Source organism: Pseudomonas sp. J380 (genome assembly GCF_009827115.1).
Taxonomy (GTDB): domain Bacteria; phylum Pseudomonadota; class Gammaproteobacteria; order Pseudomonadales; family Pseudomonadaceae; genus Aquipseudomonas; species Aquipseudomonas paracarnis.
Map to the genome: position 1 here is coordinate 3246008 of NZ_CP043060.1, position 22028 is coordinate 3268035.

Here is a 22028-nt window from a genome sequence, read left to right on the forward strand (position 1 = left end):
GTTAGTTTCCAGAATTGTAATGTGCAAGCCATGCAGTTGTTATCCGCCATTTGCAACTATCAGCCAGGGCCAGATCAATAAAAACGCCCGCCTCTATAAGAAGCCGATAACTGCCATCACCGAGGAGCGCATCATGAGCATTCGTCATTACACCCTTCCCTTTTCACTGATGGCTGCACTGCCCATGGCCGCCATGGCAGTGGAGGACAAGCCCGAGGGTTTTATAGAGGGCAGCCGCATCAACGTGCTGGCACGCAACTTCTACTTCAACCGCGATGACCGCAAAGGCCAGTCCAGCCCCACTGGCAATGGTTACTCCGAAGCCTGGGCCCAGGGCTTTATTGGCAAATTCGAATCCGGTTTTACCCAGGGCACCGTGGGTTTTGGCCTGGACGCATTCGCCATGTACGGCCTCACACTTGACTCGGGCAGCGGCCGCAGCGGCGGCAAAGGCTCGTTCGGCGTGCTGCCGGTGAACAGCGACAACCAGCCGGAAAACAGCTACAGCAAAATCGGCGGCGCGGCGAAACTGCGCGTGCTGGACACCGTGATCAAGGCCGGCGACGTGTTCCCACTCACGCCGGTGGTGGCCTACGGCGACTCTCGCCTGTTGCCCGAGAGCTTTCGCGGCGTCACCCTGCAAAACACCAGCCTGGAAGGCTTGAGCCTGCAAGGCGGGCGCCTGAGCGGCATGAGCCAGCCCAGTGAAAGCGGCATGAACAAAGGCTTCGCCACCTTCTATGCGGGAAAGGTCGACTCGCCCTGGATCGCCTATTTCGGCGGTGACTACCAGCTCAACAGCCATCTGGGCTTTAGCCTGTACAGCAGCCGCTTGAAGGACGCCTGGGACCAGTACTACTTCGGCAGCAATGCCAATTACGCATTGACCGACGACGTGTCATTGTTCGGCGACTTTAACTACTACAAGGCCGTGGACGAAGGCCAGAAACGGCTCGGCGAGTTCGACAACAACATCTGGAGCGCCAGGCTCGGGGTCAAGGTCGGTGCCCACAGCGTGGCCGTGTCGCACCAGCGTAACAACGGCGACGATGACTTCGACTACCTGCGCCAATCAGACTCGATCTTCCTCAATAACTCCATCCAGTACAGCGACTTCAACGCGCCCAAGGAGCGCTCATGGATGGTGCGCTACGACCTGGACATGCAAGCGTTCGGCATTCCCGGCCTGTCGTTCATGACCCGCTACGGCAAAGGCACCGGCGCCGACTATAGCAACGCCAATGCCGTGTATATGCGCCGCGATGCAGCGGGTAACCCCTTGACCGATCAACGCCGCTGGGAACGGGATATCGAGGCCAAATACGTGGTGCAAAGTGGGCGTTTGAAGGATTTGTCCCTGCGCTTGCGCCAGGCCACCGTGCGCTCCAGTGCGTTTGAATCAGACCTGGAAGAAGTTCGTCTGATTGCCGAATACCCATTGGTCGTGCTGTAGCCCTTACATTCGCTCGCGATTAACTAACATCTGTTCACAAATAGCCAGTTATCAAAATTGTAATATTGGCCTCAGCTTCTCGTTAAGTGGAACTTTCTATACTCGCTTCAACTTATTCACCCGAGCACATTCATCTCTGAAGCTTTTGTGTAGCTCCTTTGGAAAGAGATGAATTTTTAACGCCCCGCTTGGGGCGTTTTTTTTGCCTGCGACACATGCGACCGACGGTCGCAGTTGACCCTAAAGCTACTTTAGCCTTCAGACTTTTCCCACTTCCGAACCCGCCGCCATAGGGACATGGGCGCCTTCTCTCCCCTAATTCAAGAGGTAACCCCCATGCGTATTCTTGTGGTTGAAGACGAGCAGAAAACCGCCGACTACCTGCAACAGGGCCTGAACGAAAGTGGCTACGTGGTCGACTGCGCCGCCAATGGCGTCGACGGCCTGCACCTGGCCGGGCAACACGCCTATGAACTGGTGATTCTGGACGTGAACCTGCCGGGCAAGGATGGCTGGCAAGTACTGGAAGAATTGCGCCGCAACGGCACCCAGCGCGTGATGATGCTCACCGCCCGTGGCCGGCTGGCTGACAAGATCAAGGGCCTGGACATGGGCGCCGACGATTATCTGGTCAAGCCGTTCGAGTTTCCCGAACTGCTGGCCCGCGTGCGCACCCTGATGCGTCGCAGCGAGCACATTCCACAGCCGGAAGTGTTCCGCGTCTCGGACCTGGAACTGGACCCGCGCCGCCACCGCGCTTATCGCGGCACCCGGCGCATCGACCTGACCACCAAGGAGTTCGCACTGTTGCAAGTGCTCATGCGCCAGGCCGGCGAAGTGCTGACCCGCACACAGATTATTTCCCTGGTGTGGGACATGAATTTCGACTGCGACACCAACGTGGTCGAAGTCTCCATCAGCCGCCTGCGCGCCAAGGTGGATGACCAGAGCGAGGTCAAGCTGATCCACACTATTCGCGGCGTAGGCTACGTGCTGGAAGCGCGCCCATGAAGACCGGCAGCCTGTCGATGCGCCTGGGCCTGACGGTCAGCCTGATGGGCGCGGGTCTGGTGTTGCTGCTGGCGACCCTGGCCTACCTGGCCCTCACCCATGAGCTGGAAAAACTCGCGCGAAAAAACCTGGAAAGCAAGATGGAACAGATCCAGCACAGCCTGGCCCTGGGCCTGGACGCCCATGGTATTCGCGCCCGCCCGCACTCGCTGATGGACCTGGTGATCGGCCACGACAATTTCCACCTGACCATCGTCGGCACCGCGCCCGATAACAGCGTGCTGCTGAACGTCGGCAGCAAGCCCCAGGAACCACTGCTCACCGACTTCAAGCCACGGGAAACCCTGGGCTACCTCAATTGGGTCGACAGCTACGGCAACCAGGTACTCAGTGCCTCCAGCTTGATGCGCCTGGCCAACGGTGAACGTGTGCGGGTGCTGCTGTCCCTGGACCGCATGGACGACCAGGCATTGCTCAGTGCCTACCTGCGCGCCACGCTGATTGCGCTGCCGCTACTGCTGATACTGATTGGCATGGGCGCCTGGTGGCTGGTGCAACGGGGCCTGGCACCGTTGAAGCAGTTCAGCCAGGTGGCGGCGAAAGTCACCACCCAAGACCTCACCCATCGCTTGTCCGTGGACAACCTGCCCCACGAACTGGGTGAACTCGCCCACGGCATCAACGTGATGCTCGACCGCCTGGATGCCGGTGTGCAGCAACTCTCGCAATTCTCCGATGACCTGGCCCACGAACTGCGCGCACCCTTGACCAACCTCATGGGCAAGGCCCAGTTGACCCTGTCGCGCCAGCGCCCGCCGCAGGAATACAAGGCGGTGCTGGAATCCAACACCGAAGAACTCGAACGCCTGGCGCGGATTGTCAGCGACATGCTGTTTCTGGCGCAGGTCAGCCACCCGGCGGCGCGGGCCTCATTCACCGAGGTGTCCCTAGCGCAGGAAGCCCAGCGCGTGATGGAGTTGTTTGCCCTGAGTGCCGAAGATAAAGGCGTCACCCTGAGCCTGCGCGGCGATGCCTGGGTGACCGGCGACCGCCTGATGATCCAGCGGGCGATTTCCAATTTGCTCTCCAATGCCATTCGCCACACACCCGAGGCCTCTACCGTGTTGCTGTTGGTGGAGACCTACGAGCAGAGCGTATCGCTGTCGGTGGGCAACCCGGGGCGAGGCATTGAAGCGCACCACCTGCCGCACCTGTTCGAACGTTTCTACCGCGCCGATAGCAGTCGTACCCGCGCCGAGGGCGGCACCGGGTTGGGGTTGGCCATTGTGAAGTCGATCATGCATTTGCATCAGGGCCATGCGCATGTCACCAGCCAGCTTGGGCGTTTTACGCGGTTCAGCCTGGTGTTTCCTTCAAAGCCAGCCTAGGCCCAATGTAGGAGCGAGCTTGCTCGCGAAAAACGTCAACGATAACGCGTGTTTCCTGAATAGACGCGGCGCCTGTGGGTTTTTCGCGAGCAAGCTCGCTCCGACAGAGGGTAAGCCCGCACATTGCGGCGTTTTCACGGTTGTCAGGCGGTCTCTTCATCGCGGCGATGAGCCCATTGGTACAACGCCGGCAGCACCAGCAAGGTCAGCAAAGTCGAAGAAATAATCCCGCCAATCACCACCGTCGCCAATGGACGCTGCACTTCGGCGCCGGTGCCGGTGGCGAGTGCCATGGGGATAAACCCGAGGGACGCCACCAGCGCGGTCATCAGTACCGGGCGCAAGCGGGTCAACGCGCCTTCGTGGATCGCCACCGATAACGAGCGGCCTTCCTCGCGCAGGTTTCGGATGAACGCGATCATCACCAGGCCATTAAGCACCGCCACGCCCGACAAGGCGATAAAGCCCACACCCGCTGAAATCGACAGCGGAATATCGCGCAGCCACAAGGCCATGATCCCGCCGGTAAGCGCGAAGGGGATGCCGGTAAACACCAGCAGGCCGTCCTTGAGGTTGTTGAACATCATGAACAGCAACCCGAACACCAACAGCAACGCTACCGGCACCACGATGCGCAAGCGTTCGGACGCCTCCTTCAACTGTTCGAACTGGCCGCCCCAGGTGGTCCAGTAACCGGCAGGGACTTTCACCTGGGTAGTGATGGCGGCTTCGGCCTCCTCGACAAACGAGCCGATATCGCGCCCGCGCACGTTGGCGCTGACGATCACCAGGCGCTTGCCGTTCTCGCGGCTGATCTGGTTGGGGCCCAGCACCAGGTCGAGGCTGGCAACCTGGGACAAGGCGATAAAGCCCAACTGCCCCGAGGTACTACTCGCCAGCGCCGGCACCGGGATCAACAGCCGTGACAAGCCGTCGATATCGGTGCGCAACGTGTCGGACAAGCGCACCACCATGTCAAAACGCCGATCACCCTCGTACAGCGTACCGGCCTGGCGCCCACCGACAGCGACGGCGATGGTGTCCTGCACATCACCCACATTCAGGCCGAAGCGAGCGGCCTTGTCGCGGTCGATATTGATGGTCAGCACCGGCAGGCCGGAGGTCTGTTCCACCTTCACTTCCGAGGCGCCGTGGAGCTTCTGCAAGGTCTCGGCGATTTCCCCGGCAGTCTGGTTGAGCACCGCCATATCATCGCCGAACACCTTCACCGCCACATCGCTGCGCACTCCGGAAATCAGCTCGTTGAAGCGCAACTGGATCGGCTGCGAGAGCTCATACACGCTGCCCGGCACAATCGCGCTGGCCCGTTGGATATCGGCGATGATTGCCTCGCGGGACTTCTTCGGGTTCGGCCATTGGTCCTTGGGTTTGAGCATCACGTAGCTGTCGGAAATATTCGGCGGCATCGGGTCGGAGGCGATTTCCGCCGTACCGGTGCGCGCAAACACCCGCTCGATTTCCGGCACTTGGGCCAGTAAGGTTTTTTCCAGTTGCTGCTGCATCTGCACTGATTGGGTCAGGCTGGTGCCAGGCACACGCAGCGCCTGTTGGGCAAAGTCGCCTTCGCTGAGGCTGGGGATAAATTCACTGCCCATGCGGCTGGCGACCAACCCCGACACGACGATGGTCAGTGCGGCCAGGCCGAACACCAGGGGCCGACGCACCATCACCCAGTTGAGCACCGGGTCATACACCCGACGCGCACTGCGCATGACGAAGTTTTCTTCTTCCTTGACCTTGCCGGTGACGAACAACGCAATCGCCGCCGGTACGAAGGTCACCGACAGAATCATCGCGCCGAGCAAGGCAATCACCACGGTGAATGCCATGGGGTGGAACATCTTCCCGGCCACGCCCGTGAGAGCGAAGATCGGCAGGTACACCACCATGATGATCAACTGCCCGAAGATCAGCGCGCGTCGTGCCTCCTTGGCCGCGGCGAACACTTCGTGCAGGCGTTCACTGCGGGTCAGCAACCGGCCGTGGCGCTGCTGTGCGTGGGCCAGACGGCGGATGGCGTTCTCGACGATCACCACCGCACCGTCAACGATAATGCCGAAGTCCAGCGCGCCCAGGCTCATCAGGTTGGCGCTGACTTTGTTGGTGAACATGCCGGTGAAGGTGAACAGCATCGCCAGCGGAATCACCATTGCCGTGATCAGCGCCGCACGGATGTTGCCCAGAAACAGAAACAACACCGCCACCACCAGCAACGCACCTTCGAAGAGGTTTTTCTTCACCGTGGCGATGGCTTTTTCCACCAGGTTGGTGCGGTCGTAAACAGTGACCGCCACCACGCCTTCGGGCAGCGAGCGGTTGATCTCCTCAAGCTTTTTCGCCACCGCCTGGGACACGCTGCGGCTGTTCTCGCCGATCAACATGAACACCGTGCCCAGCACCACCTCACGGCCATTTTCGGTGGCGGCGCCGGTACGCAGCTCACGACCAATGTCGACCTGGGCCACATTGCGCACGCGGATCGGTGTGCCGTCCGAGGTGGTGATGACAATGTTGGCGATGTCGTCGATAGACGCCACCTGGCCAGGCGCGCGGATCAACAACTGTTCGCCGCTGCGCTCGATATAGCCGGCGCCGACGTTGGCGTTGTTGCGCTCCAGCGCCGTGACCAAATCGTTGAGGGTCAGGTTGTAAGCGGCCAGGCGCTTGGGGTCTGGCGCAATCTGATATTCCTTGGCGAAGCCGCCGATGGTATTGATCTCGGCCACGCCTGGCACGTTGCGCAGTTGCGGTTTGATGATCCAGTCCTGGATCACCCGCAGGTCGGTGGGGGTGTAAGGCGTACCGTCCTCTTTGCGCACACCGTCCTCGGCTTCGACGGTCCACAGGAAAATTTCCCCAAGGCCAGTGGAAATCGGCCCCATGGCGGTTTCGATGCCGTCAGGCAATTGCTCACGGGCCACTTGCAGGCGTTCGTTGACCAATTGGCGGGCGAAGAACAGGTCGGTGCCGTCCTTGAAAATCACCGTGACCTGGGACAAACCGGAACGCGACAGCGATCGTGTCTGCTGCAGGCCCGGTAGGCCGGCCATGGCGGTTTCGATGGGAAAGGTGACGCGCTGCTCGGTTTCCAGCGGCGAAAAACCGGCCGCCGCCGAGTTGATCTGCACCTGTACGTTGGTGATGTCAGGCACTGCGTCGATGGGCAGTTTCTGATAGCTGGCGATGCCGACACCGGCCATCAACAGCACCGCCAGCAACACGATGATGCGCTGCTCGATGGCGAATTGGATAAGGCGCTCAAACATGGGGAATCACTCGCAGGATCAATGGGCGTGTTCGGCCGAGCCTTTGCCCAGTTCGGACTTGAGGATGAAGCTGCCAGCCGTCGCCACCTGCGCGCCGGCCTCCAGGCCTTTGCGCACTTCGACGTAACCGTTTTCACTGACGCCCAGTTCAAGATGGCGGGTGATAAAGCCGTCCGCGGTACGCACAAACACCGAGGGTTTGTCCTCGACGGTCTGGACAGCGGTTTGCGGCACGGTGACCTTGGCCTGGTAGGTATCGGTGGCCACTTGCACGGCCACAAACAAGCCCGGGCGCCAGGCGTCGTCAGGGTTGGGGACCGTCACGCGCACGGTGGCGGTGCGCGTCTGCTCACCGAGCAAGTTGCCCACATAGGCCACGGTGCCCAGCACTTCGGTGCCCATTTCCGTCGAGCTGACTTTCACCGGTTTGCCCACGCGAACCTTGTTCAAGTCCTTGGGAAATACGCCGAAGGTGACCCACACCTGGGACAGATCCGAGAGGGTAAAGGCATTGCTGGTTTCACTGACCACCTCGCCCACCCCCAGGTGTTTTTCCACCACCACACCGGCGAAGGGCGCACGCAGTTCATAACGATTGCCGCCGGCCAGTACCGCGCTGCCGCTGAGCGCAGTCATTTTTTGCCGCGCATTGTTCAGGGCGATTTCGGCTTCTTGCAGAGTTTGCCGCGCCAGCAGGTAATCCTGTTCGGCAGAAATTTTGTCCTGCCACAACTGACGCTCGCGCTGGAAGGTGGTGCGCGCCAGTTCGACTCGGCGCTCGCTGGCGGCCAATTCGCTGCGCTGGTCGGAAATCTGCTGGCTGGCGATCACCGCCAACAGCTCACCCTTCTTCACCGACTGGCCCAGGTTGACCTTCACCGCCTCCACCACGCCTGCCGCACGGGGCACGATATGGGAGGTACGGTCTTCATCAAAACGCACTTCGCCCGGCAGCGTCAGCACGGTGCTGATGGCACGCGGTTGCGCCTGGGCCAACTGGATGCCGGCGGCTTGAATCTGCTGCTCGGTGAGTTCGAGCTTGCCTTCTTCTTCCTCGGCGTGGGCGAAGCCGGAAAGCATCAGGCCCAGGGCGACGGCGAGCGCCATGCCATGTTTTTTGTTCATCAGGAGACTCCAGGAAAAATCAAAAGCGGGCGAGGTCGCCGTAAATGCGTTCGATGCGTACCCAGGCCTCGGTGGCCTGGGCGGTGGCCGCAAGGTATTGGGTGCGGGCCGCGATCAAGGTGCGCTGGGCGTCGAGCACGTCGAGGAAGTTGAACTTGCCCATCTCGAAGCCACGGGTGGCGCTGTCTACCGCACTTTGTGCGGCGGGCAGGATCTGCTGGTTGAACGCGCGCACTTCGGTATTTGCCGTTTGCCATAGGTCCAGGGCCTGGCGGGTTTCGGTGCGCAGGCGCAGCTCGGCGGCGTTGCGCAGGTCGCGGGCCTGGTCGGCGCGTCGGGTGGCCGCGAGAATGTTGCCCTGGTTGCGGTTGAACAGCGGGATCGGCATCGACACGCCCACCAGGTTCACCCGTTCGCGCACACTGGCGTCGTATTGGCTGCCGATCGACACGTCCAGGTCAGGAATGCGCTGGGCTTTTTCCAGGCCCACGCTGGCTTCGTTCTGCACAATGCTGAGTTCGGCCAGGCGCAATTCGGCAGTTTGCTCAAGGCGTGCCAGCAATGGCGCGGCGGCGGGTAACGCCGGTACCGAGGTGCTTGGCGTGGCGACGGCCTGGAAGTCGGTGGCGGCGCTGCCGGTACTGGTGGCGAGGCGACGGTAGGCGTCAGTGAGGCCAATCTGTGCGCGGTTCAATTCCAGACGGATTTGCGACACCTGCACCTGGGCGCGAGTGGCTTCCACCGGCGACGACTTGCCAGCGGTGACGCGCCCATTGGCGACCACCAGGCCGCGCTCGGCAAGCGTCATGGAGCGTTGCGCCAGGTCAAGGCGTTCCTGGGCGCGCAGGGCGCCGTAGTAGCTGTCGATGACCTCGGCACGCAACTGGTTGCGACGCTGCTCCAGGGTCAGCGCGGCGGCATCCTGGGCGCGGGTGGCCACCTCGATGCGTGCACCGCGCTTGCCGCCCAGTTCAAGGGTCTGGCTGAGTTTGATGCTGGTGGTGCGGCTGTTGCGGCGGGTGTCTTCGGCGTCCCAGGAGGCCACCGGGTTGGGGATCAGGCCGGCCTGTTGCCGGCCGCCTTGGGCGATGTCGATTTCCCATTGTGCGGCCGCCAGGTCCGGGTTGTTGGCGAAGGCGGTTTGCAAGGCTGCATCGAGGGTGAGGGGTTGTGCCTGGGCGGCGTTTGCGGATATCCACACTACCAGTGCCGCCGCCCCCAACAGTGTTCTAACGAAAATTGCCATAACGAGAGTTCCACGCCCATGAAGTCGCTGAGGTTTCCCAGCGGGGGCAATGTAGCTTTCGGTACTTATCAGGGCCGTGGGCGAAAGATTACAAATCCGTTAGCCAGGCTCAGGCATGCACTTCGTCGTGATCGTCATGTTGAAAACCCTCGCCCTCGACCTGGATCGTGGCGTGGGAAATATCGAACTGTTCGTGCAGTAACTCCGTCACTCGGCTGAGGATCTGTTGCTCAGTGCCCTGGGACGCATCCGCGACCAGATGCGTACTCAGCACGTTCTTGCCACTGGTGAGGGCCCAGATATGCAGGTCGTGCACGTCCCTGACCCCCGGCACGCTGCGGATGGCCTGCTCCACCTGCTCGATGTCCACACCCTCCGGCACACCTTGCAGCAGGATGTTCATGCTCGCCTTAAGCAACGTCCAGGTGCGCGGCAATACCCAAAAGCCGATGGCGGCCGCGACCACGGAGTCAACCCAACCCCAGCCAGTGAACATGATCACCAGCGCGGCAATGATCACGCCGACGGAGCCCAGCATGTCGCTCCAGACTTCCAGGTAGGCGCCCTTGACGTTAAGGCTCTCGCCACTGGCAGCGCTGAGCAGGCGCATGGAGATCAGGTTGACCACCAGCCCCAGCAGCGCAATCACCAGCATGCCGGTGGACTGGATTTCGGCGGGCGCCTGCAGCCGCTGGTAAGCCTCGTACAAGATGTAGAACGCCACGGCGAACAGCAGTAATGCATTGAAGGCGGCCGCCAGGATCTCGAACCGCGCATAACCGAAGGTGCGCTTGCGATCTGCCGGGCGCTTGGCGACTTGGATCGCCACCAGGGAAATCGCCAGGGCCAGGGCGTCGGTCATCATGTGCGCCGCGTCCGACAACAGCGCGAGGCTGCCGGTGATAAAAGCGCCGATGACTTCGGCCAGCATGAAGCTGCCGGTCAGCCCCAGGGCGATCCATAACTTGCGTTCGTGGCCGGCGCGTACTTGGGCGTGGCTGTGTCCTGCGCTCATGAAATGTCCTCGTGGGTTGGGATGGGGCGGATCATAGAGCTATAGGCCAGATCCACTGGCATGGTTTGCAAAATTGTCATCTGAGCGCCAGAGGGTCGTTAGCTTCGGGCGCACCAAAATCGTTCATGCACGCGTTGGGGAAGATGTATCAGGTATGCTTTTCGGGCCGAAACAAAAAGAAACATATTAGCCAACCTGCTCGATAAGGAGTCCCGTCTTGGAGTTATCGACTGCCGCGTGGATGGTTCACGACACCCGCCTCATGCTCTGCGTGCTGTTGGCGATCGCCAGCATCATTGTGCTAATCAGCGCGACCAAACTGCCGCCCTTCCTGTCGATTTTGATCGGCACCTTTATCGCCGGGGTCGGCGCTGGCCTGCCGCCGGAAGAAGTGGCAAAGGCGTTCAGTAAAGGCGCCGGGGCGATTCTCGGCGAAGCCGGGATCATCATTGCCCTGGGTGCGATGCTCGGCGCGCTGATGGCCGAATCCGGCGCGGCCGACCGTATTGCCACCACGTTGCTCGGGCTGGGCAAAGGCAAGTCATTGCCCTGGGTGATGGCGTTGGTCGCCATGGTGATCGGCCTGCCGCTGTTCTTCGAAGTGGGCCTGGTGATGATGGTGCCGATCATCTTTGTGATGGCCAAGCGTTCGAACCAGCCGTTGCTGAAGATCGCCATCCCTGCACTGGCGGGCATGACCACCTTGCATGCCTTGATGCCACCTCACCCTGGGCCGCTGATTGCCGTAGGCGCATTGCACGCCGACCTGGGCCTGACCATGTTGCTGGGCTTTTGCCTGGCGGTGCCGGCAGTGATCCTGGCCGGGCCGCTGTATGGCAACTGGCTGTCCAAGCGCCTGCACGTGGATGAGCCGGCCGATATCGGCGCCTTGTTCAGCGCACCGCCCAAGGCCCCGCGCCAGCCGAGCTTCGGTGTGTCGCTGCTGATCATTCTGTTGCCGGTAATCCTGATGCTCGGCAGCACCTTGGCTAAAGTCGCGTTGGCGCCGGAAAGCACCCTCGCCCTGACCTTGAAATTCCTCGGTGAACCGCTGGTCGCCCTCGGCCTGGCCGTAATCGCCGCGGTCGTCTGCCTGGGTTGGGCGGCGGGCATGCCACGCGCCGACGTCGGCAACACCCTGCGCAAAGCCCTGGCGCCCATCGCCGTACTACTGCTGACTATCGGCGCCGGCGGCGGCCTCAAGCAAACCCTGCTGGACGCCGGCGTCAGCCAGACCATCAGCAAAGTCGCCGAAGGCGCGCACATGCCCTACCTGCTGCTGGCCTGGCTGATCGCCGTGGCCCTGCGCCAGGCCACCGGCTCGGCCACCGTCGCCACCACCACAACCGCCGGCATCCTCGCGCCGATGATGGCCGGGTTGGCGGCAACGCAAAGCTCATTGGTCGCCCTGGCCATCGGCGCCGGCTCGGTGTTCTTCTGCCACGTCAATGACGCCGGGTTCTGGATGGTGCGTGAGTACTTTGGCTTGCAGTTGAAACAGACGATCTGGGTGTGGTCGGTGTTGCAGACGATTGTTTCGGTGGTCGGGTTGGTGGGCACTTTGTTGCTCTGGCACTTCCTGACCTGATCCTCAGGCGGCCAGGCTGTGGCGTTTGCCAAACAACGCCACACTCGCCACCCCCACCGCCCCCATCACCACGCAATACCCCACGCAGATCCACGGGCTGGTCGGCATCAGCGCGATCAATAACAACGGTGTAGTACTTGCCCAGAGTGCATAGGCAATGTTGTAGGTGAAGGAAATGCCCGACACCCGCACCTGCGCCGGAAACAGCCCGACCATCACCGACGGCACCGCGCCCACCACGCCGCAACTCAGGCCCGCCACGGCATACGCCGCGCCGAGCCACACACCGCCGGCGATCAGGCTGGCGTACAGCAGCGCAATGCCCACCGGCAGCAACAGGCTGTAGACCAATACCGCGCGCCATGCGCCGATGCGGTCCACCAGCAGGCCGGCGAGCACGCAGCCAATATTCAGGAAGACGATGCCCAGGGCGCTGAGGGCGAAGGTGTGGCTGGGGCTCATGCCGAAGGTTTTCTGCATCATGGTCGGGGTAATGACCACCAGCACTACCACGGCAGACGTCAGCACGCAGGTAAGGATCATCGCCGGCAGCAGCACGGCGCGATGGTCGCGCAGCACGGTGCGCAAGGGCATTTCGGCGGCGGCCTGGCGACGCGCCTGCATCTCCAGGAATACCGGGGTTTCACTGAGCCAGCGGCGCAGCCATACGCCGATCACGCCGAATACGCCGCCGAGCAGGAAGGGGAAGCGCCAGGCGTAGTCGAGGATTTCGGCGGGGCTGAAGACTTGCGCCAGCAAGGTGGCGGTCAGCGCCCCCAGCAGGTAACCGAAGGTCAGGCCGGCCTGCAAAAAACCCAAGGCATAGCCACGATGGTGACGCGGCGCGTGCTCGGCGACGAAGGTCCAGGCGCTGGGCACTTCGCCGCCCACCGCTGCGCCTTGCAGCACGCGCAGCGCCAGCAGGATCAGCGGGGCGAAATAGCCGATTTGCGCATAGGTCGGCATGACGCCGATCAGCAGGCAGGGCAAGGCCATCATGAGAATGCTCAGGCTGAAGACGCGCTTGCGTCCCAGGTGGTCGGCAAAGTGCGCCATCAGGATGCCGCCCAATGGACGGGCGAGGTAGCCGGTGACGAAAATGCCGAAACTTTGCAACAGGCGCAGCCACTCGGGCATTTCCGGCGGGAAGAACAGTTGGCTGAGGGTCAGCGCAAAGAACACGAAGATAATGAAGTCGTAGATTTCCAGGGCGCCGCCGAGGGCGGCCAGGCCCAGGGTTTTGTAGTCGGAGCGGGAAAAACGCTGCGCCCGTGGGGAAAAGGTGGCAGTCATGTGCAGGCTCGGCAGACAAACAAAATGGCGTGCAGGTTATGAGCTGAGCCCATTGATGGCAATCGTGACGGATATATTTGTTTTACTCATTGATCGTTGAAGATAACAACATTCCCAAATCAATGGCCGTAGAGGAACATGCCGTAAAACTGCCAAACCCCATAATAACTACAAGAGGAAAGACTCGTGGCCGATGCTATCGAAGACAGCCGCTATGCCCGATTTGCCCTGCGTTGCTCCAACTTCGCCGAGCGCTGGTTTCCTGACTCCTGGGTGTTTGCCGCCCTCGCCGTGATTATCGTCGCCGTCGCGACCCTGGGCATGGGCGCCGCACCGGCCGAAGCGGCCAAGGCATTTGGCGATGGGTTTTGGAGCCTGATCCCGTTCACCATGCAGATGGCCTTTGTGGTGATCGGCGGTTACGTGGTCGCCAGTTCACCGCCGGCAGTGAAGTTGATCGACCGCCTGGCGCGCATTCCCAAGAATGGCCGTTCGGCTGTGGCCTGGGTGGCGTTGATTTCCATGGTGGCGTCGTTGCTTAACTGGGGCCTGTCCCTGGTGTTCGGCGGTTTGCTGGTGCGGGCATTGGCCCGGCGCACGGATTTGCGCATGGACTACCGTGCCGCTGGCGCTGCAGCGTACCTGGGCCTGGGGGCCGTATGGGCGCTGGGGCTGTCGTCGTCGGCCGCGCAGTTGCAGGCCAACCCGGCCAGCTTGCCGCCGTCGATTCTGTCGATCACCGGCATGATCCCGTTCACCGAGACTATTTTTTTGTGGCAATCCGGCGTGCTGTTGCTGGCGCTGATCGTAGTGTCGCTGATCATCGCCTACGCCACCGCGCCTGGCCCCAACAGCGCCCGGGATGCCAAGGCCTGCGGCATTGACCCGGCCTTCAACCTGCCCAAGCCGCAGGCGCCGACGCGCCCCGGTGAATGGCTGGAACACAGCCCGTTGCTGACGATTCTGCTGGCGTTGCTGGCGGCCGGCTGGCTGTTCCATGAGTTCTCGACCAAGCCGGCGATCAGCGCCATCTCGGGGCTCAATACCTATAACTTCCTGTTCATCATGGTGGGCGCGCTGCTGCACTGGCGCCCGCGCAGCTTCCTCGATGCCGTGGCCCGTGCGGTGCCGACCACCACCGGCGTGCTGATCCAGTTCCCGCTGTACGGCTCGATTGCCGCACTGATGACGGTGGTCAAGGGCGGCGACGGCCAGACTCTGGCGCACCATATCTCGACGTTCTTCACCTCCATCGCCTCCCACGACACCTACGCCCTGCTGATGGGCGTTTACTCAGCAGTGCTGGGCTTCTTCATCCCCTCAGGTGGCGGCAAGTGGATCATCGAAGCGCCGTATGTGATGCAAGTGGCCAATGATCTGCAATACCACCTGGGCTGGGCGGTGCAGATCTACAACGCCGCCGAGGCGCTGCCGAACTTGATCAACCCGTTTTATATGTTGCCGTTGCTGGGTGTGCTGGGGCTGAAGGCGCGGGATTTGATCGGGTTTTCGTTTGTGCAGTTGCTGGTGCACACGCCGCTGGTGTTGTTTTTGCTGTGGGCGTTGGGGACGACGCTGAAGTATCTGCCGCCTGTGATGCCCTGAATAACGAGTGACCGCAACTGTTGGTAGAACAGTTGCGGTCAAGGATTTACAGGAAGGCGTGCCAATAGATCAGGTAATGCACTCTGTATCGTGTCCCAAACAACATCCAAGTTGATATCGAAGTAACCATGAGCGATTCGGTTGCGCATCGCTCGCATATTGCGCCAAGGAATATGTGAATGGCGTGCCGCGAAGTCCGGATGCTGATCCATGATTTTCGTCGACGCTTCACCAATGATGATCAGGCTCATGACCACAGCTTGTTGTGTTCGCCGGTCTTCCAAAAACTCTTCTTTGCTCAAGCCCTCTACAAAAGTGATCGCGTCAGTGGCAGCTTGCCTTATGTGCTCCAGATAATCCCCTAGCCGACTTTCCGTCATACTGGCCGGGCCTCCGCTAGCACTTTATCGCGAAACTTCAAAGGCAAGTCGCCAGGCGTAAGCAGGTCGACATTAACGCCGAGCAAGTCCTCAAGCTCGACCTGCAACCCACCGAGATCAAAGAGCGTTGTGCCCGGCGGCGCGTCTACCAGCAAATCAAGATCACTGCCTTCTTGGTCAGTCCCCATCAGTACCGACCCAAATACTCTGGGATTGGAAATACGGAAACGTCCGACCACTTCTCGTACAGCCGTTCGTTGCAGATCAAGTGCAGTTGAAGGTCTCACGACTCACCTCAGTGATGTGCATTAGAAGGGCAGTCTAGCAGCGCTTGAGCCGTGTAGACACGCCCCGCCCATCACACGCCTGTCTTTGTTCCGTCACATTCCATTGCTACCGTCCTGCGAAATATCTTGCAACATCTCGCCAAGGATTCCTCGCAATGAGTGACGAGCACAACGACCACCCTGCCCACGACTGCGCCCCCAAAACGCCGGTAGACACCAGCCGTCGGCGCTTCCTCGGCGGTGCGGCGGTGTTGGGGGTGGGGGCGACCTTGAGTGCCTGCGGCAATACCAGCGAAGCACCGAACCCACCCGTGGCGCGGCCGCTCACGCCCCAGGAACTGGACAAGGCGCTGCGCGAGCAGGTGAAAACCGTGGTGGTGATTTATGCCGAGAACCGCAGCTTCAACAACCTGTTCGCAGATTTCCCCGGGGTGGAGAAACCGCTGTCGGCGTTAACCGCCAAGGACTTCCAGCAGCGCGACCGCGATGGCAGCGTATTGCCTGCCCTGCCACCGAGCTGGGGCGGTGTGTTGCAGGTCGGCCCACAAACGGTGGACGGGGTGACTTACCCCAGCGAAGTGCAATTCCAGCAAAACCTGCCCAACGCGCCGTTCGCCCTCAAAGGCCCGCAGGGCGAAGACCTGCCATTGAGCCTGGTGACCCGCGACCTATGGCACGTGTTCTACCAGAACCAGATGCAGATCAACGGCGGCAAGAATGATGGTTTTGTCGCCTGGGGCGATTCCGGTGGGCTGGTGATGGGCCATTACGCCCAAAGCCGTTATGCCCTGCGCCTGTGGGACGTGGCCAAGGAGTTTGTGCTGTGCGATAACTTCTTCCAGGGCGCGTTTGGTGGCTCGTTCCTTAACCACCAGTACCTGATCAGCGCCACCGCGCCGTTTTATCCCAATGCCGCGCAGTCGGTGGCCAAGGCGCAGATCGCCACGCTGCAAAGCGATGACCCCAGCGGCACGCGCCTAAAGCCCTTGGACACGTCACCGGCCAGCGCCATGACCGGCCCACCACAATTCGGCCCCAGCGCATTGACACCCGATGGTTACGGCGTAAACACCCTGGCCCCACCCTACTGGCCCACCTGGATCCGCGACCCGCAAAACCCGGATTATTCCAAGCCAGACCTGCCCAATGTGCTGGTGCCGCAAACCCACGAGCATATTGGCGACAAGCTGTCGAAGAAGAACATCGACTGGGCCTGGTACGCCGGTGCGTGGCAAGCCACCCTGGAGCAGTTCAAGGACTCCGGCGGCATCCCCAAGATTCCGAATTTCCAGTACCACCACCAGCCGTTCAATTACTTCAAGCAGCAAGGGCCGCAGAACCCGGCAGAACGTGCCAGGCGCCTGCGCGACGGCGGTTTGGGCGATGAGTCAAGCACCAACCGGTTCTTCGCCGACGCCCAGGCCGGCAAGCTGCCCGCCGTGAGTTTCTACAAGCCCCAGGGCAACCTGAACATGCACGCCGGTTATGCCGATGTGGCCTCGGGCGATCGCCATATCGCCCGCGCCTTGAAGGTGCTGCAAGAAAGCCCGCAGTGGAAAAACATGGTGGTGGTGGTGACCGTGGATGAAAACGGCGGCTGGTGGGACCACGTGGCGCCGCCCCAGGGTGACCGCTGGGGCCCGGGCTCGCGGGTTCCGGCGCTGGTGGTGTCGCCGTTTGCCCGCAAAGGCACGGTGGACCATACGGTGTACGACACGGCATCGATCCTGCGTTTGATCACCCGGGTGTTCCAGTTGGAAACCCTGGACGGCCTCAAGCAGCGCGATGACGCGATGATCGCGCGCGGCCAGAAACCCATGGGCGATCTGAGCAATGCCTTGCAGTTCAGCCTGTAGGGGCTTATCCAATAACGACATGCCGGGCGATTTAACACGCGATTTTCCCGGTCAGCCGCTACTGTGTGCAGGTGGGCTTCCATCCCGCGCAGACGGGCTTCGCTGACAAGGAATCGACTATGTTTAAACCGACCAGGCTGTCCTTCACCCTCGCCGCACTACTGGCGAGTGCGGTCGTACAGGCCGACATCGAGGTGCCACTGGGCAGCACGCAGCGCGTCACCCAGTTGTTCGCGTACCCCAACAACTGCAATGTGATCTGCTTCCGGCCATGGTCACTGGAGCAGACCGCCGAACACTATTTGAACCAGAGCCTGCAACGTGACGGTTACAGCCGGGCCAAGGTCAGTGTGAAGACCCACGACGGTCAGGTCACGGCGACCTTCAGCGGCGTGCCCGACAGTTACGGCCAGCCACTGACCACGCTGCTCAATACCGCCGACCTGGCTTACCAAGGCGCCAGCCAGCTCAACAGCGATGGCAAATGGGCCTACAACTGGTACCTGTTCCTGCCGTTGGGCATGGCCCTGGAAAACCGCAAAAGCATCGAGCTGTTGCACTTCCCTCCGGATTACTCGCTGACCCAGGCCCAGGATTACCTGGAATCGGCCACCACCGACCGCTGGGCCACCTTGTTAAGCGAAAATGGCGTACCGGCCACGGAAACGCCGGCGTACCAGACCATCATCGATATCGCGCCCATCGCTGCGCCGTCCAATGCCGGCAAAGACCTGGAAACCGTCTACGGGTATTTCACCGACTACCAGACCCGCATGGTCAAGGAACTGAGCCTGCGCCCTGGCGGCGCATTACCCATGGTGGCCTTCGGCGCGCCAGTGCGTAGCTGGATCAAGCAACAATACGGGCAAACCGTGGGCGTGCTGAGCCTGGCGCAGATCAGCCCGGAGCCTGGCAAAACCGTCGCGGTATTGGGCGCCAACCACCCAAGTTACATTTGGTATGCGGCCAGCCCCGACAGCTATGACGGTGATGAACAAAAGGCTGATGACGCCGGTTTGAAAGTGATGGGCCAGGACTTGAGCGCCGCCTGCTGGCAAGCAGGCATGGGCCAGAAACCCGCCAGCGATGCGAACGTATTGCTCAAGGCCTGCCTGAACACTTGGCAAGTCACGCGCAAGGAGCAGACGTGTGAATTGTTCTACACCTCGGTGCGCCACCTGACGCCCGAGCAGGCCAACGCCAAGTGCGCCACAGCGCCTATCAAAGCGCAGTTGAAACTGTTGAGAAATGCCGCTCCCACGCCCACCGTCATAGCCCCCGCGCTTTAAGGCGAAGAAACCGTTTCTACTGTCAACTTTGACAGTAGAAACCGGATCCCACTTCGGCGAATCTAGGGCCGCGCCCATTTGCTGCAAGACTGGCCGTCAGACCCGCAGGTCCATGCAGCCCCGCTCAGGAGAGTGATGAAAACTCGAGCCATGGATAAGGCTGAAACGGCTGTGAATGACTGCCTCTATCCCTTCAAGACGCTGCTCGTGGAACAGGGTTACCCCTCGACCGAGCACTTTGAGGTCAAGCAAGAGGCTGAAGGGGTTGCGGCCAGGGTCACGGCGCGCGTGGCCTTTGAGAGTCGCACGCGCATTGCTAAGGTTTCCGGTTATGCCGTGAGCGAACGGCGCCCGTACACGCTGCAACTGTCACCCCGCATCCACTTGTACGATTGTTGGCTCTGCGGCCTGTTACAGCACTCCTGCAACCCGAACGTGTTTCTAGACACGACGTACCTGGAGCTATGGACGGTGCAACCCATCGGCGCCGGCAGCTTGCTGACGCTGGATTACGCCACCACCGAAGACACACTGGCCCGGCAGTTCGCTTGCCATTGCGGCGAGCTGAACTGCCGGGGCTGGATCACCGGCAGCAAGGAGCCGCTGAACGCCGAAGGCCAGGCCTTCATGGCCTGGTGGCGTGAGCACAAACGACCTTAGGCTTCGCCCAACGGACGCAGGCGGTATTGCGGCGGCAGTTGCTCGAAGCCACTGATGGTGGTGTTCAAACTCTTCCAGCGACCGTCCTTGATGCCATAGATGCAGCCATGGATCGACAGGCTCTGCCCACGATGCCAGGCATTTTGCACAATGCTGGTGTGGCCGACGTTGGCCACCTGCTGGATCACGTTGAGCTCGCACATGCGGTCCACACGCTCTTCTTCGGTCGGCAACTGGGCCAGCACATCGCGGTTTTCGTAGTAAAGGTCGCGAATGGTGCGTAGCCAGCCGTCGATCAGGCCGAACTGACGGTCCTGCATCGACGCACGCACGCCGCCACAGCCGTAGTGACCGGTGACGAGGATGTGTTTGACCTTGAGCACGTCCACCGCGTACTGGATCACCGACAGGCAGTTGAGGTCAGTGTGCAGCACCACGTTGGCCACGTTGCGATGCACAAACAGATCACCGGGCAACATGCCGACGATCTCGTTGGCCGGTACACGGGCATCGGAGCAGCCGATCCACAGGTATTCCGGGGTCTGCTGGCGGGCGAGCTTGGCGAAGAATTCGGGATCTTCCTGTTTGATCGCGTCCGCCCAGCGTTCGTTGTTATCAAGCAGGTCTTGTAGTTCGTTCATCAGGGAAGCCTCAGGAATGATGCGCAGGTTTGTGACTGACAAGCCCTCGTCCGGGTCACGCCAGGCGCTAATTAGCTTGAATTTTTTGGCTGCCATGCCTGTCCACACACTATAAGCCCCACAGTATGAGGATTGGCCATGACTGAATCACGACGTCCCTACGGCGCAACGCAGCCGGAACCGATCGATGACAACGAAGACCGCATGGGTGAGATGCGCGAGCTGGATTTTGACGAGCAGGACCAGACTGCGGAAATCGGCGACGAGCTGCCCCGCCGTGAGCGCGACCATCTGATGCCCGACGAACGGGTGCGCGAAGCCGGGCTGACCGGCGCATCGACGGATGATCATGAAGCCACCGATGACGATATGAGCCCGGAGACGCTGATCCGTGAGGACGGCGCGCGGGATGCGCAGGAGGAAGGCGAAGACAATGCCGCCGACTATGACTTGAGCGTCGTGGGAGAGAATGACATTGGTGGCGGGAATGGGTTGGATGAGGCGGAACTGGCTGATCTGGACCCGCTGAACCGCAAGCGCTGATCGATCATCACCCTATGTAAGTGTAGGAGCGAGCTTGCTCGCGAAAAACCCACCGGCGCCGCGGTCATCCAGGAAGCATGCGTTATCGTTGACGTTTTTCGCGAGCAAGCTCGCTCCTACAGCTCACGGTTGTTCAGTCGACTAGGGTGCAGGCCATCACGACTGCATCTTCGCGGCCACCCACCGCCGGGTAGTAATCCCGGCGACGGCCGATCTCGTTGAAGCCATAACGCTCATACAGGCGAAACGCGCCGGTATTGCTGTCGCGCACTTCCAGGAAGCACTCCCGGGCATTGGCCGCATAGGCACGGGACATCAGGTGTTCCAGCAAAGCAAGGCCCAAACCACGGCCCTGGTTTTCCGGCTTCACAGTAATGTTCAGCAAGTGCGCTTCATCGAGAATGATCTGCACCACCCCGTGCCCCACTTGCTGCTCGCCTTCGAACATCAGCCAGATCTGGTACTTGCCCAGCCCGTCGAGAAAAATCCCGCGGGTCCAGGGGTGGCTGAACGCCGCGTATTCGATTTTCAGCACGGCGTCGAGGTCGGCCTCGGTCATCGGGCGAAAGGATAAAGCCTCACTCATCAGTTGTTTTCCAGCGCGCCATCAGCCGGCGCATGGCTTGCCAGACATCAGCCTTACGCTGTGGCTCTTCCATTAATAATTCCAGGCCCGGCAGGGCCCATACCGAACCCAGGCCTTCAACCTGCAGCTCGCGGTACCAGGCCTCGGCGTTGGCTTCACCGGCAAACCGCACAGCGGGCAGGCCGATCAGCCACAGGCACACGCAAGGCTCGTCTTCCAGGCGTGCCGAGACAAACCCCTGGACGAAATCTCGTGCGGCCTCGGGGCCCTGGTCCATGGTGCCGCGCACCAGCAGCGGCCAGCGCACCGGCTCACCGACGATTTGCGGGCTGTCGGGCAGGCCGGCGGCGCGCAGCATGTCCTTGAGCAAAAGGTAGGCCGGGTCGCGGGACTGGAAACGTTCGCCGGTCGGCAGTTCCACCAGCAACAGGCAACGCCCGGCCCGCAGCAATTGCAGGGCAAAGCGTGGCGGCGGCACGACCGGCGCCTTGGCCACCGGCGCAGCCTCCTCCACCACCTTGGCAGCTTTGGTCACCGGCGCAGGGCGCGGCACTTCGATCTTGGCCCGTTCGACCACCGGGCGCGTCTCAGGGGTGGGCTTGACCACCGCCACGGGCGCGGCCGCTTCTTCCCCCGACGACTCGAACGCCTCATAAGGCTCAAGCGCCTGCAACAACTCGGGCCGCGACGGCGCGGCAAACGGCAGTTCGGTGCGGGGCAGCCAGTTGACCACCTGCATGGCGGTCAAGTAAGCGCGACGTCGGGACTCGATAAG

The 22028-nt window shown here is 61.4% G+C and carries 19 protein-coding genes; 9 read left to right on the plus strand and 10 right to left on the minus strand.

Annotated features, from left to right (window positions below; genetic code table 11):
- Positions 1–133: 133 nt before the first annotated feature.
- The 3 genes from FXO12_RS14845 (at position 134) to FXO12_RS14855 (ending at position 3852) form a co-directional block, all read left to right on the plus strand.
- Positions 134–1453 (plus strand): OprD family porin, encoded by a 1320-nt coding sequence (locus FXO12_RS14845; RefSeq protein ID WP_054921782.1) that lies wholly within the window; start codon positions 134–136, stop codon positions 1451–1453.
- Between the two features lie 336 nt (positions 1454–1789).
- Complete coding sequence (locus tag FXO12_RS14850; RefSeq protein WP_014716797.1) at positions 1790–2464, plus strand: heavy metal response regulator transcription factor; 675 nt, start codon at positions 1790–1792, stop codon at positions 2462–2464.
- Positions 2461–3852, plus strand: coding sequence for a heavy metal sensor histidine kinase (locus FXO12_RS14855; RefSeq protein ID WP_057977420.1), 1392 nt, complete (start codon positions 2461–2463; stop codon positions 3850–3852). The genes FXO12_RS14850 and FXO12_RS14855 overlap by 4 nt, the downstream gene beginning before the upstream one ends.
- Positions 3853–3995: 143 nt before the next feature.
- Here the strand turns inward: FXO12_RS14855 and FXO12_RS14860 are convergent, their stop codons facing one another.
- The 4 genes from FXO12_RS14860 to FXO12_RS14875 form a co-directional block, all read right to left on the minus strand.
- A complete protein-coding gene (locus FXO12_RS14860) occupies positions 3996–7139 on the minus strand; it encodes a CusA/CzcA family heavy metal efflux RND transporter (RefSeq protein ID WP_057977422.1) in 3144 nt (1047 codons plus the stop codon).
- 18 nt (positions 7140–7157) lie between these two features.
- The gene (locus FXO12_RS14865; RefSeq protein ID WP_054921776.1) at positions 7158–8264 is read right to left on the minus strand and encodes an efflux RND transporter periplasmic adaptor subunit; all 1107 of its coding nucleotides are present in this window, start codon (positions 8262–8264) and stop codon (positions 7158–7160) included.
- A 19-nt stretch (positions 8265–8283) separates the two neighbouring features.
- Positions 8284–9510, minus strand: a complete 1227-nt coding sequence (locus tag FXO12_RS14870; RefSeq protein WP_054897169.1) for a TolC family protein — start codon at positions 9508–9510, stop codon at positions 8284–8286.
- A gap of 109 nt (positions 9511–9619) precedes the next feature.
- On the minus strand, positions 9620–10525 hold the full coding sequence (locus FXO12_RS14875) for a cation diffusion facilitator family transporter (protein ID WP_057977424.1): 906 nt from the start codon (positions 10523–10525) through the stop codon (positions 9620–9622).
- A 217-nt stretch (positions 10526–10742) separates the two neighbouring features.
- Here FXO12_RS14875 and FXO12_RS14880 point away from each other — a divergent pair, with 217 nt between their 5' ends.
- A complete protein-coding gene (locus FXO12_RS14880; protein WP_054921773.1) occupies positions 10743–12113 on the plus strand; it encodes a gluconate:H+ symporter in 1371 nt (456 codons plus the stop codon).
- 3 nt (positions 12114–12116) lie between these two features.
- Here the strand turns inward: FXO12_RS14880 and FXO12_RS14885 are convergent, their stop codons facing one another.
- Positions 12117–13406: an MFS transporter gene (locus FXO12_RS14885; RefSeq protein WP_057977425.1), complete on the minus strand. Its 1290-nt coding sequence runs from the start codon at positions 13404–13406 to the stop codon at positions 12117–12119.
- 186 nt (positions 13407–13592) lie between these two features.
- Between FXO12_RS14885 and FXO12_RS14890 the strand changes: the two genes are divergently transcribed.
- Entirely contained in the window at positions 13593–15011 is a 1419-nt protein-coding gene (locus FXO12_RS14890; RefSeq protein ID WP_003188294.1) for a short-chain fatty acid transporter, read from the plus strand.
- Positions 15012–15049: 38 nt separating this feature from the next.
- Here the strand turns inward: FXO12_RS14890 and FXO12_RS14895 are convergent, their stop codons facing one another.
- Together FXO12_RS14895 and FXO12_RS14900 are read right to left on the minus strand one after the other, a co-directional pair.
- Positions 15050–15391: a DUF86 domain-containing protein gene (locus tag FXO12_RS14895; RefSeq protein WP_057977427.1), complete on the minus strand. Its 342-nt coding sequence runs from the start codon at positions 15389–15391 to the stop codon at positions 15050–15052.
- Positions 15388–15678, minus strand: a complete 291-nt coding sequence (locus tag FXO12_RS14900) for a nucleotidyltransferase family protein (RefSeq protein ID WP_032893707.1) — start codon at positions 15676–15678, stop codon at positions 15388–15390. The genes FXO12_RS14895 and FXO12_RS14900 overlap by 4 nt, the downstream gene beginning before the upstream one ends.
- A gap of 155 nt (positions 15679–15833) precedes the next feature.
- Between FXO12_RS14900 and acpA the strand changes: the two genes are divergently transcribed.
- From acpA to FXO12_RS14915, 3 genes are all read left to right on the plus strand, one after another.
- Complete coding sequence (acpA, locus tag FXO12_RS14905; RefSeq protein ID WP_057977429.1) at positions 15834–17534, plus strand: acid phosphatase; 1701 nt, start codon at positions 15834–15836, stop codon at positions 17532–17534.
- A 119-nt stretch (positions 17535–17653) separates the two neighbouring features.
- The gene (locus FXO12_RS14910; protein WP_034128123.1) at positions 17654–18823 is read left to right on the plus strand and encodes a hypothetical protein; all 1170 of its coding nucleotides are present in this window, start codon (positions 17654–17656) and stop codon (positions 18821–18823) included.
- A gap of 135 nt (positions 18824–18958) precedes the next feature.
- Positions 18959–19483, plus strand: a complete 525-nt coding sequence (locus FXO12_RS14915) for a hypothetical protein (protein WP_034128124.1) — start codon at positions 18959–18961, stop codon at positions 19481–19483.
- Here the strand turns inward: FXO12_RS14915 and can are convergent.
- On the minus strand, positions 19480–20124 hold the full coding sequence (can, locus tag FXO12_RS14920) for a carbonate dehydratase (protein WP_003188288.1): 645 nt from the start codon (positions 20122–20124) through the stop codon (positions 19480–19482). The two genes, FXO12_RS14915 and can, sit on opposite strands and share 4 nt — an antisense overlap.
- Before the next feature lie 138 nt (positions 20125–20262).
- On the opposite strand from can, the gene FXO12_RS14925 reads away from it, so the two are divergent.
- On the plus strand, positions 20263–20667 hold the full coding sequence (locus FXO12_RS14925) for a hypothetical protein (protein WP_057977433.1): 405 nt from the start codon (positions 20263–20265) through the stop codon (positions 20665–20667).
- A 133-nt stretch (positions 20668–20800) separates the two neighbouring features.
- On the opposite strand, the gene rimI is transcribed toward FXO12_RS14925, so the two are convergent.
- Both rimI and FXO12_RS14935 read right to left on the minus strand, forming a co-directional pair.
- Positions 20801–21253 (minus strand): ribosomal protein S18-alanine N-acetyltransferase, encoded by a 453-nt coding sequence (rimI, locus tag FXO12_RS14930; protein ID WP_003188286.1) that lies wholly within the window; start codon positions 21251–21253, stop codon positions 20801–20803.
- Positions 21246–21992, minus strand: a complete 747-nt coding sequence (locus FXO12_RS14935; RefSeq protein ID WP_054897178.1) for a hypothetical protein — start codon at positions 21990–21992, stop codon at positions 21246–21248. Before FXO12_RS14935 ends, rimI begins: the two co-directional genes overlap by 8 nt.
- Positions 21993–22028: the final 36 nt, after the last annotated feature.